Origin of the sequence: Brevibacillus sp. NL20B1 (assembly GCF_018195675.1) — a bacterium.
GTDB lineage: Bacteria > Bacillota > Bacilli > Brevibacillales > Brevibacillaceae > Brevibacillus > Brevibacillus aydinogluensis.
This window is the reverse complement of record NZ_JAGTPT010000008.1, coordinates 100,160-117,119: the sequence shown is the minus strand read 5'-3', so window position 1 is coordinate 117,119 and position 16,960 is coordinate 100,160. Positions and strand designations below refer to the sequence as shown.

The 16,960-nt window shown below is 56.1% G+C and carries 16 protein-coding genes; 13 read left to right on the top strand and 3 right to left on the bottom strand.

Going from position 1 to position 16,960, the window contains the following annotated elements; genetic code table 11:
* Positions 1 to 6: 6 nt before the first annotated feature.
* The 6 genes from KDN35_RS07710 (at position 7) to KDN35_RS07685 (ending at position 6,664) form a co-directional block, all read left to right on the top strand.
* The gene (locus KDN35_RS07710) at positions 7 to 2,202 is read left to right on the top strand and encodes a dihydroxy-acid dehydratase domain-containing protein (protein ID WP_212132477.1); all 2,196 of its coding nucleotides are present in this window, start codon (positions 7 to 9) and stop codon (positions 2,200 to 2,202) included.
* A 19-nt stretch (positions 2,203 to 2,221) separates the two neighbouring features.
* Positions 2,222 to 3,178: a U32 family peptidase gene (locus tag KDN35_RS07705; protein ID WP_212132476.1), complete on the top strand. Its 957-nt coding sequence runs from the start codon at positions 2,222 to 2,224 to the stop codon at positions 3,176 to 3,178.
* Entirely contained in the window at positions 3,169 to 4,107 is a 939-nt protein-coding gene (locus KDN35_RS07700; RefSeq protein ID WP_171564614.1) for a sugar kinase, read from the top strand. Before KDN35_RS07705 ends, KDN35_RS07700 begins: the two co-directional genes overlap by 10 nt.
* Positions 4,108 to 4,141: 34 nt before the next feature.
* Positions 4,142 to 4,807 carry a bifunctional 4-hydroxy-2-oxoglutarate aldolase/2-dehydro-3-deoxy-phosphogluconate aldolase gene (locus KDN35_RS07695; protein WP_212132475.1) on the top strand — a complete coding sequence of 222 codons (666 nt, stop codon included), beginning with the start codon at positions 4,142 to 4,144 and terminating at the stop codon, positions 4,805 to 4,807.
* Between the two features lie 83 nt (positions 4,808 to 4,890).
* On the top strand, positions 4,891 to 5,664 hold the full coding sequence (locus tag KDN35_RS07690; protein WP_171564616.1) for an IclR family transcriptional regulator: 774 nt from the start codon (positions 4,891 to 4,893) through the stop codon (positions 5,662 to 5,664).
* A 100-nt stretch (positions 5,665 to 5,764) separates the two neighbouring features.
* Positions 5,765 to 6,664: a fumarylacetoacetate hydrolase family protein gene (locus tag KDN35_RS07685; protein ID WP_171564617.1), complete on the top strand. Its 900-nt coding sequence runs from the start codon at positions 5,765 to 5,767 to the stop codon at positions 6,662 to 6,664.
* 426 nt (positions 6,665 to 7,090) lie between these two features.
* Here the strand turns inward: KDN35_RS07685 and KDN35_RS07680 are convergent, their stop codons facing one another.
* The 3 genes from KDN35_RS07680 to KDN35_RS07670 all read right to left on the bottom strand — a co-directional run bounded on the left by KDN35_RS07680 (position 7,091) and on the right by KDN35_RS07670 (position 9,241).
* Positions 7,091 to 7,825 (bottom strand): polymer-forming cytoskeletal protein, encoded by a 735-nt coding sequence (locus KDN35_RS07680; protein ID WP_171564618.1) that lies wholly within the window; start codon positions 7,823 to 7,825, stop codon positions 7,091 to 7,093.
* Between the two features lie 97 nt (positions 7,826 to 7,922).
* Positions 7,923 to 8,603 carry a polymer-forming cytoskeletal protein gene (locus tag KDN35_RS07675; protein ID WP_171564619.1) on the bottom strand — a complete coding sequence of 227 codons (681 nt, stop codon included), beginning with the start codon at positions 8,601 to 8,603 and terminating at the stop codon, positions 7,923 to 7,925.
* A 14-nt stretch (positions 8,604 to 8,617) separates the two neighbouring features.
* Entirely contained in the window at positions 8,618 to 9,241 is a 624-nt protein-coding gene (locus tag KDN35_RS07670) for a YhbD family protein (RefSeq protein WP_212132474.1), read from the bottom strand.
* Positions 9,242 to 9,456: 215 nt separating this feature from the next.
* On the opposite strand from KDN35_RS07670, the gene KDN35_RS07665 reads away from it, so the two are divergent.
* From KDN35_RS07665 to sucD, 7 genes are all read left to right on the top strand, one after another.
* Positions 9,457 to 10,815, top strand: a complete 1,359-nt coding sequence (locus KDN35_RS07665; RefSeq protein WP_171564621.1) for an aspartate aminotransferase family protein — start codon at positions 9,457 to 9,459, stop codon at positions 10,813 to 10,815.
* 87 nt (positions 10,816 to 10,902) lie between these two features.
* Positions 10,903 to 11,769 (top strand): MurR/RpiR family transcriptional regulator, encoded by an 867-nt coding sequence (locus tag KDN35_RS07660; RefSeq protein ID WP_171564622.1) that lies wholly within the window; start codon positions 10,903 to 10,905, stop codon positions 11,767 to 11,769.
* A gap of 182 nt (positions 11,770 to 11,951) precedes the next feature.
* Positions 11,952 to 12,374: a hypothetical protein gene (locus tag KDN35_RS07655; protein WP_171564623.1), complete on the top strand. Its 423-nt coding sequence runs from the start codon at positions 11,952 to 11,954 to the stop codon at positions 12,372 to 12,374.
* A 79-nt stretch (positions 12,375 to 12,453) separates the two neighbouring features.
* Positions 12,454 to 12,768 carry a YbjQ family protein gene (locus KDN35_RS07650; protein ID WP_171564624.1) on the top strand — a complete coding sequence of 105 codons (315 nt, stop codon included), beginning with the start codon at positions 12,454 to 12,456 and terminating at the stop codon, positions 12,766 to 12,768.
* Positions 12,769 to 13,468: 700 nt separating this feature from the next.
* Positions 13,469 to 14,524, top strand: coding sequence for a hypothetical protein (locus KDN35_RS07645; RefSeq protein WP_171564625.1), 1,056 nt, complete (start codon positions 13,469 to 13,471; stop codon positions 14,522 to 14,524).
* A gap of 189 nt (positions 14,525 to 14,713) precedes the next feature.
* Positions 14,714 to 15,874, top strand: coding sequence for an ADP-forming succinate--CoA ligase subunit beta (gene sucC, locus KDN35_RS07640; protein ID WP_212132473.1), 1,161 nt, complete (start codon positions 14,714 to 14,716; stop codon positions 15,872 to 15,874).
* Positions 15,875 to 15,953: 79 nt separating this feature from the next.
* A complete protein-coding gene (gene sucD / locus KDN35_RS07635) occupies positions 15,954 to 16,883 on the top strand; it encodes a succinate--CoA ligase subunit alpha (RefSeq protein WP_029098935.1) in 930 nt (309 codons plus the stop codon).
* Positions 16,884 to 16,960 lie beyond the last annotated feature (77 nt).

The following is a 16,960-nucleotide window of genomic DNA, read 5'->3' as shown; positions in this document are numbered from 1 at the left end:
TATTCCATGTCGCGTCGATTTCCGCCGATCAATAATCAAACCAACCCGTATCGGGACAATGTGCAAGGCAAAGCGAACGAGCCGATTTGCGTTGCGGGACTGCTCGACAGTTCAAAACAGATACTCGGTTCCGCCTACGACGGTCCGGCGCCGGACTGGACGTTGGAAGAAATCTACAACCGGCTGGAGGAAAACGCCCCCCGCATCGCGATTATCGGCGGTTCGCCCGATCACCCGGCTCATATCCTGGATCGGGTGACGATCGCCCGTGCCGCCATCCGCATCTGGCAGAATGGCGGCGTGCCGTTTGCCTTTTCCACGCCGGTGATGTGCGACGGCACCGCGCAGAGCAATCAAGGCATGAGCTATTCGCTGCAAAGCCGCAACGCGGTTGCCCAGATGGTGGTCAACCAGATCGAGGCGCACAGTTACCACGGGGCGTTCGTCATCCAGGGCTGTGATAAACAGCCGCTTGGCGTGGTCAGTGCGCTGGCCCATCTCGACCGGATTCGCCGGTACCGCGGCGAGGCGCCGTTCTTTGCCACTTTTGCTCCTGCCCACGTCCTGAAAGGGGGGACGATCCCGGCCGAGCTGTATGCCGAATTGGAGCAGGTGGCCGCGGCGGCGGAAGAGCGGGGAGCGTCCGACATCGCGCACGATTTGCGCGATGCGATGGCCTACATTTTGCAGTGTTCCTCCAACACCGCGTTTCAGGGCGTGCTGGAACGCGCGGTGGACAGGGGGATCATCAGCAAGGCGGCGCACAAGGAGTACGAAAAGCGGCTGGCTGTGGCCACGTGTGACGCAAACGGCGGGGTCTGCGCCTTCAACGGCACGGGCAACAGTTCCCGCCATCTTGTCGCCGGCCTGGGATTGGTTCATCCGGCCGTGGAGCTGTTGACTGCTCCGCCCAGTCAGGAGCAGGTGAACCAGGCCGTGGACAGCCTTGCCCTGATGATCAACGATCCGGTGTTTGGCGTGGCCAATGTGATGGCAGCCAACATCAAAAACGCGATCCGCATACACAGCGCGTCGGGCGGATCAACCAACCTGATGATGCACCTGGTAGCGGCCATGTTGTATGGCGGCTACAGGTTCAGCCTGTGGGATCTGGACCGGATTCACCACGAATACCCTGTTCCCGACCTGTTTGATTACAGTCTGACGCAGGGACGCGACATTTACGCGCTGGCGGTGCAGTGCTGCAGCGGCAGTATCCGCGGGATGGAGACGCTGTTTTACGAGCTGATGCAAAACGGCGTGCCGATGGATGTGGATGCGCCTACGGTGACGGGAACGACGTGGCGTGAACGGTTGGCTGACCAGGCGCGCCTGCCTGCAGACCGCGTCAAGGACAATCCGATCATTCTCTCCCGGCCGCGCCGGCCGTTCAGCGGGGTGGATGTGCTCACCGGCAACTTTTTTGAATCAGCCGTCGTGAAAATCAGCGGCATGACGACGGCCCAACTTGACGAGTTTGACAAGAAAGTGGCCTTTGTCCTCTATTACGAAAACGAGGATGACGCCAACCGCAATTTGCTGGATTCACATTTGCTGGATACGGTGAAGCGAATGAAATGCTTCGCGGAGGAAAACCTGCGGGCCGTGCTCCGCCACAATGCGCCTCACCGTCTGGAAGATTGGCAGACGCTCGACTACGATGCGCTGTTTGACCGAATGGTGGAGGATGGGGTGCTGAAAATCGCCGTCGTCATCTCCGGGCAGGGGCCGGTCGCGTTCGGGATGCCCGAGATGTTTACGCCGATGCAGCACATCAACGCCAACCGCAACCTGAAACGTCTGGCCACGCTGATCAGCGACGGACGCTATTCCGGCGTCACCTACGGAGCGGCGATCGGGCACATGACCCCGGAAGCCAGCCTGGGCGGAGGCATCCTGTACCTGGAGACGGGAGATCTCCTGTACCTGAATCTGCGTGAGCGGCAGATCCAGTTTGTCAATCAAGCCGCTTTTCGCAGCGGCAGACTCCAGTTTTCCTTTGAGCAGGTCAAAGCGGAGCGGGCGGCCCTGGCGGACAGGCGGCTTGCCACCATCCGGACGCGGCAAAGACAGGTGGCGGCCAGCAACCGCATGACGGGACACACCGATGCGGCACACGGCGTGGTTCCGCTCAGCGTATTCGAGGAAGCCGTGCTCGACTACACTACAGACGTCGTCTATGGATTGCAGAAGAGATCGTAGGGAAAGGGTGGAGACAGAGGTGAAACAAACTCGTGCGGTGTTTGAGAGATTGGGGTTTCCGGCAGGCGATTGTCACGATTTGCCCAGCTCAAAAAAAACATTTCCGGACGGAGCCCAGTATCGCGTGGAAATTCCCAGCGTGGAAGGGCTAGCCTCGTTTGAAGCGGTGCTGGAAGCGTGTGAAACGTACGGCGTGACGATTCACCGAATCTCACAGGGCAGCGGGATCATGCTCCTGACCGATCGCGAGCTTGAGCAGATGGCGGCGATTGGCCGTCGGGAGAAGCTGGAGGTGAGCCTGTTCGTCGGCCCGCGCGGCACCTGGGACATTACGCCGATGACCTGGGCCAGTGCAGGAAAAATTGCCGGACTGCGGGTGCAGGGTATGGATCAGCTGGCGTATGCGATCGAAGACATCAAGCGGGCCTGCCAGGCGGGCATCCGCAGCATTTTGGTGGCGGACGAGGGGCTCTTGTGGCTGGTCAACGAGTTCAAGAAACTGGGCGAGCTGCCCCCCGACCTGCTCGTAAAGATTTCCGTTCAGATGGGCCAGGCAAATCCCGTATCGATCCGGCTGATGGAACAAATCGGCGCCGGCACGTACAACGTGCCGACGGACCTTTCGCTGCCGCGCCTGGCGGCGATCCGGCAAGCAGTCGACATCCCGATTGACATTTACGTGGAAGCGCCGGACGACATGGGCGGGTTTATCCGCCACTACGACATCCCGGAAATCATCCGGGTGGCGGCTCCCGTCTACATCAAATTCGGCCTGCGCAACTCGCCAAACATCTACCCCTCCGGCAGCCATTTGGAACAGACGTCGATCAGTTTGTGCAGAGAGCGGGTACGCCGCGCCCGGATCGGTCTCGACATCATTCAACGGTACGCGCCCGATCTGAAGATTTCGGAAAAAGGTGCCGCCGGATTGGCCGTTCCTGCCCTGCCGATGAAAGGTGAACACGCATGGACGTAGTCACCTTTGGCGAGACGATGGTTCTGTTTACTCCGGTCTCGGCGGGACCGCTCCGCTCCGCAACCCACTTTGAAAAAACCATCGGCGGTGCCGAGTCCAACGTGGCAATCGCCCTCGCGCGGTTGGGCCATCACGTAAGCTGGGTGAGCCGACTCGGTGACGACGAGTTCGGCTTGTACATCCGCAATGTGATTCGCGGCGAGGGGGTCGATACGTCGCACGTCGTGTTTGACGCCGATCATCCCACGGCCGTCTTTTTCAAAGAGCGGCAAATTGCCCGCGAGTCCAACGTGTACTATTACCGCCGGGGATCGGCAGCCAGCTGCCTCCAGCCGGAGGACGTCCGCGAGGAGTTGATTGCCCGGGCGAAGTTTCTGCACGTCACCGGGATTACGCCGGCGCTCAGTCCATCGTGCCGGGATACCGTGTACATGGCGATTGAAAAAGCGAAACGGCATCGGGTAACCGTCGTATTCGACCCCAACATCCGGCTGAAGCTGTGGCCCGCTGACGAAGCGCGCAACGTGCTGATGGACATCGCCGGCCAATGCGACATCGTCCTGCCCGGATGGGAGGAAGGCCGGCTGCTGACGGGAGAAGACGCTCCCGAGCAAATCGCCGAACGATTGCGGAAAAACGGGGCAGCGGCCGTGGTGGTCAAGCTGGGCGAGCGCGGCGCTTACTATGCGACCGCAGACGAACGCGCGTACGTCGACGGATTTCCCGTCCCGCAGATCGTGGACCCGATTGGGGCCGGAGACGGTTTTGCCGCCGGTTTCCTGTCGGGATTGATCAGAGGCTGGTCGTACCGGGACGCCGTCAGGCTGGGTAACCGCGTCGGAGCTTATGCGCTGACGGTTGTCGGAGACGTCGAAGGATATCCGTACTGGTCGCAGATTGCGGATGAGAAGCCGCACATTCATCGCTGACCAGTAAACATACAAGGAGGGGAGAGAGCCAACCGTGCTGCCGAAAGTCAAGTTGCTGGAACGATTGGTGGAAAGCGGTGTGATCGCCGTGATCCGCCGGATTCCCGAAGACAGGATCGAACAAGTGGCGGACAGTTTGGTGCGGGGAGGCGTTACGGCCCTTGAGATTACGGTGGATTCAGAGAGTGCGTACGCTTCCATTGCCACGCTTAGCCGCCGTTATCAGGGACGTGCGATCATCGGAGCGGGAACAGTGATCGACAGCGAATCCGCCGTGATGGCGATCAAAAGCGGAGCCGATTTCATCTTCAGCCCCAGCCTGCATCAAGGCGTGATTCGTGCCGCCTTGCGTTACGGGAAGATCGCCGTACCGGGCGTGATGACGCCGACCGAAATGATTACGGCGGTGGAGTGGGGGGCCGATTTGGTCAAGCTATTCCCCGCGGCCGCGCTCGGGGTGCAGTATCTACAAGATGTCAAAGCGCCGTTTCCACACATTCCGATCATTCCTACCGGAGGCATTGACGAGCACAATGTCGCCGCGTTTATCGAGGCGGGAGCGGCAGCAGTCGGTATTGGCGGAAAACTGCTGGATCGCCGGGCGATTGCCGCCGGTGACTTTGCCGCCGTGGAACAAACGGCCCGAACAATTGTGGACGCCGTTCGCCGTGCCCGTGTTGATTGCGGAAAATCAGCGTAAAGAGTCTCGTTCATAGGTCCCGATTCTATGGTAATATATCTCCAACATCATTTCCGCAATCACATGGGTAAAGGGAGGATACAATGCCGATCATTCAAGCTGTGGAACGTGCTCTGAAAATACTCGACCTTTTTGATGAACAGGTAACCGAACTGAAAATCACCGAAATCAGCGAACGTATGCAGTTGCACAAGAGTACGGTTCATTCCCTGTTAAAGACGCTACAGGTACACGGCTACATTGACCAAAACCCGGAAAACGGCAAATATCGGTTGGGGATGAAGCTGTTTGAACGAGGGCATTATGTCATCCATGGTCTGGATATTCGGAAAATAGCGAAAAGATACCTCGTCGACTTGTCCATGAAGACCGGGCAAACAACGCATCTTGTCATCCTGGACGACAAAGAGGGCGTGTATATCGATAAGGTGGAAGGTCCGATGGCGACGATTTTGTACTCGCGCATCGGCAGGAGAATTCCCGTACATTCCAGCGCGGTGGGCAAGGTGCTGGTCGCCTTCTTGCCGGAGGAAGAACTTCGATACATCTTGGATGGATATCAGTACGTGCCGCAGACGCCAAACACGATCACCAATGAACAGGCGTTTCGGCAGGAACTGGAGAAGGTGCGGCAGGCTGGTTATGCAGTAGACAATCAGGAGAACGAGCCGGGCGTTCGCTGCATCGCTGTTCCCATCCGCAATCACAAGGGGCAGGTGGTGGCTGCTGTCAGCATCTCCACGCTGGTCTCCCGCGTAGATGACCACATGTTGATGGAGTTCCTCGGCATGTTGAAGCCGGCAGCAGAGGAAATGTCGCAGCAGATGGGGTACGGTATCGCCTCACAGCATTCGTAACAAATCGTCTCGCAACTTTCGTGACAAGGAAGTGCACCCGTGGGTGTCAGCATAATTTAAAACATAGTTTTACAATACAAAACAAATGGGAGGGTACCATATGCGGATTATTCGATTCTTGATGGGGGACTCTGTTCCGGTGCTTGCAGCTGTCCTCGATGATTCCCGGGTATATGTGCTGCCGCAGCGCGATTTTCTCGAGCTGGTGAGGGAGGCGGATGAGCGCGGGATCAGCCCGCTTGCCGTGGTGCAGGAAGCCATCGCCGATGCGCAGCCGATTCCGCAGCGAATGGAAGAACTGCCGCTCTTGGTGCCGGTGGAAGCGCCGGAGGTCTGGGCCTGCGGCGTGACGTACGAGCGAAGCCGGGATGCGAGAAACTACGAGGCTACCGGCGGAAAGCTGGACGTCACGACGTTTTACGACAAAGTATATGAGGCGAAACGGCCGGAGATCTTCTTTAAATCGACCGCAGCCCGAACGGTCGGCCCCAATCGGGAATTGTACCTGCGCAGTGACTCCAATTGGCAGATCCCGGAGCCGGAACTTGGCCTGGTTCTCGCCAGTGACGGCAGAATACTCGGATATACGGTCGGCAACGACATGAGCTGCCGTGACATCGAGGGAGAAAACCCGCTTTATCTGCCACAGGCGAAAGTGTGGCGGGGCTCCTGCTCAATTGGCCCGGCGATACGTCTGGCGGAAACGGTGGATGATCCGTACGCCTTCCAGATCACCTGCCGCATCAGCCGGAACGGAACCAAAGTGGTGGAAGGTACAGCAAGCACCGGACAGTTGAAACGGCGGTACGATGATCTGGTCGCGTATCTGCTGCGGGACAACCAGATTTTTGACGGCACCGTGTTGTTGACCGGCACGTGCATCGTCCCGCCGGATGAGTTCACGCTGGCCGACGGTGATCGGATCGAGATTGAGATATCCGGCATCGGCGTGCTGGTCAATCCCGTCAAGAGCCAGGCAGTGAAAAGTGTTACCGTGTAAAACCAGATTCAACCGACAAAAACGGAGCCGGTCATCCGGCTCCGTTCCAGACTGAAGACAAACTGTACTTTTTCATTGAGGTTCCGCAAGGAAACAATCTTTCCATCGTTGTCAGGCCGAAAGGCCTGCACATTGATCAACCGAAGGTGGAGATAAAGTACGGGCATGGAGTGATGGGCCAAGCGAGCTCCTTTGACGACCGACTTAGCGGAAAAACGAAGACGCGGGAATCAACAGGGGACACAAGTCTCACTTCATCGAAATACCCAGATGTTTGTCCCCTGCCCGCGTCTCGTTTTGGAGCGGACATCATTCGCTTCTGTGCTGGGCGTCAAGCGAGCGAGCGGGCCCGATCTCCCATGCGCCGCAGACTTTGTCTACACGCTGAAACGGAGCCGGTCATCCGGCTCCGTTCGTGACGCATCCCTACACTTTTCTGCTGTCGGCTACCCTCGCGTCTTTGTCTTGCTGTAACGTTTTCTTGTATTCGACGAGGCCAATCTCGCAGCCGGGGCCGATCGTTACGTTGTTTCCGCGCACGACGCTGGCCTTCGTGTACTCCAGATAGATGTCGTCGCCCTCGATCGTGCCGGCTGTAAGTGAACCGGCGGACGGAGAGAACAATGACTGAAACATTGCGCCAAGGCCCGACCCGAACCCTCTGCGGACACAGATCTGGTCGCCGCCGATTTCCTTGGCTGTGGAATCACCGTACAGGCGGACGTCGACCCTGCCCGCATTCAACAGCCCGCCGACGGTAAAGCTGCCGGTGGCCAAAAACCTCTCAGCCTGGCAGTCGCCTTTTGCCTTGAGCATCCCTTTGATTTCCAGTTCCTCTCCGCTGATATGGCCGTCTACTCGTAACTCTCCGCGAAGCAGGACTTCCTGCAGTTCGGCATTGCCGTGAATGTCCAGATTGCCGGTGATCTTTGCCTTTGCCGCCTGCATGTTTTGTGAAACGATGGCATCCCCGGTGATCTTCGCCGTTTCTGCTTTCAAGCTGCCATAAAACTCGCATCTCCCCATGCAGGTAAATGTGCGGCAGTCCACATCGCCGTCCACTCGGCCTTCTCCGCGCACTTTTACGTCATGGTAGACCCCGCCGGACGCGCTCACTGTACCGGTGATGGTCAAGTCTGATCTGATATTGCCTGGTTCCATTTGTATCCCTCCTTGACACAGCTTGCTTGACACAGCTTGGGCCGTGCGGTCATGGATGCCAGTGGTCAACGGACATGTCTCAGGTCTCCTTCGACGATTACACCTGTTGATGACGGGTCACCTTGGCCTCGGGAGACTGCTCGTATTTGTTGCGGTACTCGACCAGTTCGATGTCGCAGCCCGGACCGATCCGCACGTTGTTTCCGCGAACCACGCCGGCTTGCGTGTATTCCAGATAGATGTCATCACCCTCGATGCTGTCTGCGCTCAGTTTGGACGCAAACGGGGGAAAGAGAAACGCCAGAAATCTGGAAAGGTCGTTTGTCTCTCTGCGAACCGATATCGTTTTGCCGCCCATTTCCCGGATGCGGCTGTGTCCGTACAGCCTGACATCAATCGTTTCCGCGTTGACCAGTCCGTCGATGCGGATACCGCCCTTGATGGTGAGGGTTTCCACCTCGCAGTTTCCGGTGATGTTCGGCATTCCGCTCAGCTCCGCCCGCTCACCGACAATGTCGCCGCGGACGGTCGCCTTGCCGTTTATGACGACGTGCTCCGCCTTGAGAAAGCCGGCGATGGTGGCCAGCCCGTTTACTTCGATGCTGTCGTCAGCTGTTACGCTGCCGTTAATGTCTGCCTTGCCGTTGCAGAGAAACCTGACGCATGACAGATCGCCGTTTACCTTGCTCATTCCGTCGATTCTGACGTTGTTGAAAACCCCGCCCGACGCGCTTCCCATCCCGCTGATCAGCAGGTTGTGCCGCTTTTCCCTGTCCATAGGCGATTCCTCCCTTACGATAGTTTCAATTTCAGTGTTTCAATAACGTCGGCGATATTGAGCCGTTCCACGATGTTGACGCTCTGCTCGAAGTAGACGTCGCTCGGGCTTGAGACGAGCAGAAAAGCGGACACGCCCATTTTGCGAACGAAGATCAGTTCGCAATTTTTTCCTGCGAATTTGCCGTAGTGTCGGAGCAGCGTGCCGAGCAGGTTTTTGCCTTCGTCGAGGCTGATGACGCCCTGCTGGAGCAGCTTTTCCAGGATGAAGACAGCCAGGATGTAATCGAACGGAAACACCGGTGCATCCCCGAACTGTTCCGTAAACAAGTCCAGTGCCACTTTTGAAACAATGTTACGTTTCAGTAAGTCCTGTTTGCTCAAGGATATGTCCGCAGGCGCGGGCGAGAACATATCGGCCAGTTCGTCGAGCGACAAGTCGTCCTTCATGTTTTTGATCTTGTCAATGCGAGCGAGGATCATTTCGCGTGGAAAAAACGTCTCCTGACCGGTGAAGGTGGATTTGCGGATGAACCACTCTTCGGGAATGAGCTTTTTTCGCTTCCAGCGGTACAGTTGGCCGTATGAGATGCCTGTCAGTTCCAGCAGTTCCTTCTTGGAGATGAGATCCTGTTCCACAACGGGCCCCCCTTTCGCACAATTAGTGTAACATAACAATGTTACGTTGCAAAGACGGCAGCCGCCTGTTCGGGAAACAAGCAGGCGGAAATAAGCATATCACCTAACTGCGCTGCTGTGTCCCGATTTCATGATCGTGCTGTTATGAAATAAATATTGCAATAACTAAAATATGGTGCAATAATTATTTCATAAACGACGTGGGGGGAGTCACCATGAATCTTTCTTCCTTTCAGCAGCACTACCGTGAAAAACGTCCGAAATCAGCGGCGTTTTTTGAGCAGGCACAAATGTTGATTGCCGGTGGAGTGAACGGCAATCTGCGATACTATCAACCCTTTCCCATTACCTTTGCGCAGGCGCGTGATGCCTGGCTGTATGACCTGGACGGCCATGCGTACGTCGACTACTTGCTGTCTTATGGCGCTTTGCTTTTGGGGCATGGTCATCCGGTTGTGCAGAAGGCGATTCAACAAGTATGGGAACAGCAGGGGACCAGCAGTTTTGGTGCAACTCATCCGCTGGAGCTGGAAATGGCACAAGAACTGGCCGGTCTGTATCCCAGCTTTGAGGAAGTGCGGTTTACCAATTCCGGTTTGGAAGCGACGCTGTTTGCTCTGCGTCTGGCAATGGCTTACACGGGGAAAACGCATATCGCCAAATTTGAGGGCCATTATCACGGGGCGCACGATCATGTGCTGGTCAGCGTAAATCCGACCTTTGACCGCTTCGGGGATCAAACATCGCCGGCGTCCGTTCCGGAATCCCTGGGGACACCGGATTACTATCTGCAGCATACCGTCGTGCTTCCGTTCAACGATTGGGATGCTTGCGAAAAAATTATGACAGAGAAAAAGGATCAGCTCGCCGCTGTCATCGTGGAACCGATGCAATCCGGATATATCCCGGCCGACCGCCAGTTTATGAAAAATCTGCGGCAGCTGACTGACAACCTCGGAATTATCCTCATTTTTGATGAAGTCAAGACGGGATTTCGCGTTTCCTTGGGGGGCGCCCAGGATTACTATGGCGTAACGCCCGATTTAAGCGCATTGGGGAAAGTGGTGGGAGGAGGGTTCCCGATCGGCGTCGTCGGGGGAAAACGCCGCCTTCTCGAGATGTGTTCGCCTCTGCGCTCCCGCAATCGTCAGGAAGTCGTCTTTCACAGCGGCACCTTCAACGGAAATCCCATCTCCCTTGCGGCAGGCCTGGCTACGATTCGGTATTTGCAGGAGCCTGGCCGTTTTGCATCGCTGGTGCAGCGCACACATCAGCTGCGCGACGGAATTCACGAGCTTGCCCGGCGGTATGGCGTCCCCGTAAAAACAATGGGCGTCGGGACCATTTTCAACGTCCTGACTACGGAGGCTGAAGTACGGAATTATCGCGATCTGGGGGCGAACCGCCACGAGCTTCGCCTTGCGCTCGACTATCTGCTGATGGATCACGGTGTCTATTCAAAACCGCTCAATCGCTTTTCGCTCTCAGACGCGCACGGCCCGGCGGAGATTCAGGCGACGCTGGACGCGTTTGAAAAAAGTTTTGCCGCGCTGGGCCAACATGTGACCGCATAGTCGTATTCCGCTGCGTTGTCGCCGCTTCTATCCTTTCGTATACTTAACGGTATTGGATGTACGGGACAACGTATTGAGGTGATCACGATGGAATACGGACCTTCCATTCTCCAGAAGGTGTCACAGTTGTACGCACAGATGAGTCCCTCACAGCAGCGGATTGCCGACGTAATACTGCGGGACCCTGAATCGGCCGCCTTTTACAACGTCGCCGAAATGTCCCGCAAGGCCGGTGTCAGCGAATCGACCGTTACCCGCTTTGCCTCGTTTATCGGCTGTTCGGGCTATCCGGCCCTCTCGCGGGAACTGCAGGAACTGGTCCGATCAAAGTTGACCACCGGCGAGCGCTTCCAGCTCTCGCGCGTGGTGGAAAGCGCCGAGCAGCGAACAGTCCTGCAGTATTTCGAAGAGGATGTGCAAAACCTGACGCTGATGATGGAACGAATCGATTTGGAGGCGTTTGGAAGGATCGTCAAACGTCTCGTCGCGGCTCCGCGCATCGGAATCGTTTGTGCGCGAAGCACGCTGTCCATCGGGCTTTTCTTCGAGTTTTACCTGCGTTTTCTGAGCAAGGAGACCGTCTTGCTTACCGGAGAGCCGCGCACGGTTGATCAGCTGCAACGCTTTGGCGCAGACGATGTGATTGTGGGCATCGGCTTTGCGCGATACTCCCGTTTTACGGTCGACTGTCTGGCCTACGGGAAGAAAAAAGGGGTTCATGTCGCAGCCATTACTGACTATCCCTCTTCGCCGCTGGTTCGCCATGCCGACGAGGTGCTCTATACGCCGACAGGAATTGCTTCACACATGGATTCCCTGGTAGCGCCGCTTTCGGTCGTCACTGCCCTGCTGCGAGCGATGACCCAGGCGTCTGCCGAACAGGCCAAGGATGTCCTGCTGGAATTGGAAGAGGTTTGGAGGCACTTTGACAGTTACGTGGAACCCAGGAAATAGACATGTGCGTGACCCTATCAAACTGCACGTGCAAAACACCCTGCCGGCATCGGTAGGGTGTTTTTGCATAATGCAGGATTTTCTACACATACAAACGTTGTTCATGGGAAATGTATGGATATGAAACTGGGGGTTTATGGCGAACACGATGTCTGAGCGCTTACGAACAAGGAGGGATTCATTTGAATCACAGAGAGCATCAAGAAGAGAATCCGTTTTTCAATCTGGTCGAGAACAAGCTCGAGGAGCCCGGGAATGACCAACAGAAGAAGCAGCAGAACGACGAACGACAGCATGGGCAGCAGGACGTACAGCAGGCAATTGAGCAGAAGCGGCAGCAGATAGCGCCGCCAGCCGCGCCTTGTCAGCGGGAGGAGCAGCAGAATCAGGTGAACCATCAAAAAATCAATCAATTTATCCAGGAATCCAAACAAGAACTGCAAGAAGGAGCACTTGGCGATATCTGGCAACAGGAGCAACAGGAGCAACCGCAGCAACAACAAGAACAGCAACAACAGCAACCGCAACATCAACTGCAAGAATCGAAACCTGCATCCGGTATGCAGCAGGGGAGTGCCAGCCAAGGTGCTGTCGGCACGGTGTGAAAAAACGTTTGCAACCGAACAGCTGCCCCAACCGTAATAATAGTAGGAATACGAACTTGATTCATGGGGAGGCAATCACATGCTCATCTCAACCACCAACACCTTGCAGGGCAAAGAAGTTGTGGAGTATCTGGGCATTGTCAGCGGTGAAGTGATTATGGGGGCCAACGTGGTTCGCGATTTTCTGGCAGGGATCACTGACATCATCGGCGGCCGCAGCGGTGCCTATGAGAACAAGCTCGCCGAAGGCAGGGAACTGGCGATCCAGGAAATGAAGGAGAAAGCGAGAGCCCTGGGGGCAAATGCCGTCATCGGCGTGGATTTGGACTTCGAGACGCTGCGCGAAGGCATGATGATGGTAATCGCTACGGGAACAGCGGTACGGGTGAAGTGACAGTCGGGCATCTGCCCGGCTTTCTCTTTGATGCGATCGGGTAGGACAAAACAAGCGGAGCAAAAAATGCTTTACTCCGAATGGGAAGCAATACTATTCTAACAAGTGAACAAGTATTTTCTAAATTGTCAGCAAATAACATACGCTGCCGGCATCCCATTAGGGAGAACGGACTTCCGTAGACGCAGCAGCTCACCCTGCCAAAGAACCAGTAAAAAATAACTACTATAATACATGGCGGCGGCGAGGCCGTTCCCCCAAAACGCCGAAAGCGCGAGATACAAACCTTCATCTGCGGGCATTGCGACAATAATTCCCGCTCTGTCGACCATGGTAGAAAAAACTGGTCAAGACTTGGAGTCCTGCGATAAAATAAGACCTGCGAACTACTGTCTCCATAATGAGGGACCGCTCGTGTACCTTTTTGGCTGTTATCAAAAAGCTGGAAGACCACACCGTGCACGTTGACTTCTACCACCTGTCGAAGCAGCCTCAGCCGTGCGCCTGATGCTGAAGGCAAACGCCAGATTCGTGAAAAAAGACGGGATAATTTCGTCGCGGCCGCCTTCGACGAGGCGGGCGCAGAACCAGTTTGCGGATTGGACAAGCGCGGTGACAAATGCGTCGCGATCCGCACTGTCGATTGGGGCAGTTGCAGGGATGTCTGACAAGCCAGCGATCACGATGGGAGGATACCTGCATGAAAAGGACCTTGCGTGCGTATGTGTTTCCGGTACTGATGGCCGGTCTGTTGCTGGCCGGCTGCTCCGAGGGCGTCAAAGATGCGGAGTCCGACATGAAAAAGCAGTTGGACGCCGATCTGAGAGCCGTGGAAAAGGTAACCGTGCTCTCCACGGACGGTCAGGAAGTTCCTCTTGCTCTCGACGAATTTCTCAAGGAACTTCCCGAGCAGGGAAAAGACCTGCAGGTTTCCCCGCAGCCGCTGAAGCGGGACGAGATTCGCTATACGCTGGTGCTCTACCGGCAGAAGCTGGCCCCGTTGGTGGTGGAAGTGGGCAAGCAAGCAAGCCAGTACGGAGAGAATACATATCGCGGACCGGGTGCCGACCGCTTTTACCAGTGGATCCATCGGAAGGCGGGAAAAGGGCTGCTGCCGACAGCAGTCCAGACGGCGGTGGTCACTGCTGAAGACTTGGGTCAAACGGTTACGCTTGGCACAACCCAGGCGAAATTTCTCCAGGGGGTGCTTGCGGCTGCCACCCCGCTGAGCGACGAGAAGATCGATCAGTACCCGCTGTATCCCAATTACCTGCTGCGCATCGATGCAGGGGATCGTTCCCTGCACGTTTCCATGCTAACGCCGACGCTGGTGTCCATTCCGTTCGGCCGGGAAACGCATTACTACAGCATCCAGGGTTCGCTGTTTTCGCAGCTCACCCAATGGCTGCCGCCGCGGCGGACGGAGGGTGATGCGTTGGACAGGCTGTTTCAAGCGTCGAAAATCCGCATCGAGCCGTCCGGGGATGTAAGCGTGGCGTCTGTCGAGCAAAGCGCGACGGAAACGACGGTGGAGCAGGGGAAAGCACATCAGTGTGTCCGGCTGCTGAAAGGCGGCGTGGCGATTGCCGGTCAGCCAAAGTCGCCGGGCAATGAGCGCTATCGCCTGATCTTTTCCGTCGAACAGGGCGACGTGACCGTGCACGTCTACGATCGCCACATTCGCGTGAACGACACCTGGTATGTCCACGAGCATCTGGACGACAAGCTGCTGACCCTGTTTGGGGGAAAAAAGTAAGCGGAATTCTCATGAAATGTTCGACTTCTGGTCACGATAGTAGAGAACATGTCAATTCCACTACCACTTTTGCGATTTTTGTCGTAGAATAGTTACGTTGCACTGATAAAGGCAGTTTTGTGTCTGGCGGAACAAACTTTGGGCCGGTGCGAACCTGCCGATCTTTATTTGCCATTAGGAGGATGGAGAATGAACATTCACGAGTATCAAGGCAAAGAGATACTGAAGCAGTACGGTGTAAAGGTTCCCGAAGGACGCGTGGCGTTCACCGTGGATGAAGCGGTGGAAGCGGCCAAGGAACTGGGCACCCAGGTAGTCGTCGTGAAGGCGCAAATCCATGCCGGCGGACGCGGTAAGGCAGGCGGGGTAAAAGTGGCGAAAAGCCTCGACGAAGTCCGTACATATGCGCAAGAGCTGCTTGGCAAGGTTCTGGTTACTCACCAAACCGGTCCGGAAGGCAAAGAAGTAAAACGCCTCCTGATTGAGCAGGGCTGCGACATCAAGAAGGAATACTACGTCGGTCTTGTGGTTGACCGTTCGACTGGCCGTGTCGTTATGATGGCCTCCGAAGAGGGCGGTACTGAAATCGAAGAAGTGGCAGCACGCACCCCGGAAAAAATCTTCAAGGAAGTCATCGATCCGGTTACCGGCCTGACTCCATTCCAAGCGCGCAAGCTGGCGTTTGCGATCAATATTCCGAACGAATTGGTAAACAAAGCCGTCAAGTTCATGATGGGCCTGTACCAAGCATTTGTCGACAAAGATTGCTCCATCTGCGAAATCAACCCGCTCGTGGTTACCGGTGACGGCGAAGTCATGGCGCTTGACGCCAAGCTGAACTTCGACAGCAACGCCCTGTTCCGCCACCCTGAGATCGTGGAACTGCGCGACCTGGATGAAGAGGACGAAAAAGAGATCGAAGCATCCAAATTTGACCTCTCCTACATCGCCCTGGATGGCAACATCGGCTGCATGGTAAACGGTGCCGGCCTGGCCATGGCGACCATGGACATCATCAAATTCTACGGCGGCGAACCTGCCAACTTCCTCGATGTAGGCGGCGGCGCTACCGAAGAAAAAGTAACCGAAGCGTTCAAGATCATCCTGAAAGACCCGAAAGTAAAAGGGATCTTTGTCAACATATTCGGCGGCATCATGAGATGCGACGTTATCGCAAACGGCGTTGTTGCTGCTGCGAAACAAGTGAAACTGGATCGTCCGCTGGTTGTCCGTCTGGAAGGCACCAACGTGGACCTCGGCAAGAAAATCCTCAGCGAATCCGGGCTCAACATCGTTGCGGCTGACTCCATGGCGGATGGCGCTGAGAAGATCGTAGCGCTGGTTCAATAAGGCAGAGTCTCGGACGCACCGGAGAAAAGGCTTTTCGAGAAGTATCTATACGCGATGAAAAAGGTGGGACAATTACGCGATGAGTATTCTCGTGAACAAACATACAAAGGTAATCACCCAGAACATGACTGGTAAAACCGGTATGTTCCATACCAAAGGCGGTCTGGAGTACGGCACGCAAATGGTTGCAGGTGCAGTACCCGGCAAAGGCGGCACCGTAGTCGATTTCACGCTGGACAACGGCAGCACTGTATCGGTTCCGGTATTCAACACGGTAGCAGAAGCAAAAGAAGCGACCGGTGCCAACACATCGGTTATCTACGTTCCGCCGGCGTTTGCGGCTGACGCCATCATGGAAGCGGTTGATGCCGAACTGGATCTGGTCATCTGCATCACCGAAGGCATCCCGGTTCTCGACATGGTGAAAGTAAAACGCTACATGGAAGGCAAAAAGACCAAATTGATCGGCCCCAACTGCCCTGGTATCATCACGCCGGGTGAGTGCAAAATCGGCATCATGCCGGGCTACATTCACACCCCGGGTAAAGTGGGCATCGTATCCCGCTCCGGCACCCTGACCTACGAGGCGGTTCATCAAACCACGACCCGCGGTATCGGTCAGTCCACCGCAGTCGGTATCGGTGGTGACCCGGTAAAAGGCATGGAATTCATCGACGTGCTGAAACTGTTCAACGAAGACCCGGATACCGAAGCGGTTATCATGATCGGGGAAATCGGCGGTACGGCTGAGGAAGAAGCGGCTGAATGGATCGCTGCCAACATGAAGAAGCCGGTCGTAGGCTTTATCGGCGGTCAAACTGCTCCTCCGGGAAAACGTATGGGCCACGCTGGTGCAATCATCTCCGGCGGCAAAGGTACGGCAGCCGAGAAGATCGCCAAGCTGGAAGCGTGCGGCGTGCGCGTGGCAAAAACGCCGGCAGTCATCGGCGAAACGCTGGTGGAAGTGCTCAAAGAGCGCGGTCTGCTGGAAAAAGTAATGAACAAGTAATTCAATCTGGTCGCAGTTTGCGTGCCGAAAGAGGACAAGCATGGACGCTTGCCCTCTTTCTTTTTTTGTGCCCGCCG

Coding starts and splice junctions, on each gene's coding strand:
- KDN35_RS07710 (WP_212132477.1), top strand. CDS start 7: ATGTCGCGTCGATTTCCGCCGATCAATAATCAAACCAACCCGTATCGG.
- KDN35_RS07700 (WP_171564614.1), top strand. CDS start 3,169: ATGGACGTAGTCACCTTTGGCGAGACGATGGTTCTGTTTACTCCGGTC.
- KDN35_RS07690 (WP_171564616.1), top strand. CDS start 4,891: ATGCCGATCATTCAAGCTGTGGAACGTGCTCTGAAAATACTCGACCTT.
- KDN35_RS07685 (WP_171564617.1), top strand. CDS start 5,765: ATGCGGATTATTCGATTCTTGATGGGGGACTCTGTTCCGGTGCTTGCA.
- KDN35_RS07680 (WP_171564618.1), bottom strand. CDS start 7,825: ATGGAACCAGGCAATATCAGATCAGACTTGACCATCACCGGTACAGTG.
- KDN35_RS07675 (WP_171564619.1), bottom strand. CDS start 8,603: ATGGACAGGGAAAAGCGGCACAACCTGCTGATCAGCGGGATGGGAAGC.
- KDN35_RS07665 (WP_171564621.1), top strand. CDS start 9,457: ATGAATCTTTCTTCCTTTCAGCAGCACTACCGTGAAAAACGTCCGAAA.
- KDN35_RS07660 (WP_171564622.1), top strand. CDS start 10,903: ATGGAATACGGACCTTCCATTCTCCAGAAGGTGTCACAGTTGTACGCA.
- KDN35_RS07650 (WP_171564624.1), top strand. CDS start 12,454: ATGCTCATCTCAACCACCAACACCTTGCAGGGCAAAGAAGTTGTGGAG.
- KDN35_RS07645 (WP_171564625.1), top strand. CDS start 13,469: ATGAAAAGGACCTTGCGTGCGTATGTGTTTCCGGTACTGATGGCCGGT.
- sucC (WP_212132473.1), top strand. CDS start 14,714: ATGAACATTCACGAGTATCAAGGCAAAGAGATACTGAAGCAGTACGGT.
- sucD (WP_029098935.1), top strand. CDS start 15,954: ATGAGTATTCTCGTGAACAAACATACAAAGGTAATCACCCAGAACATG.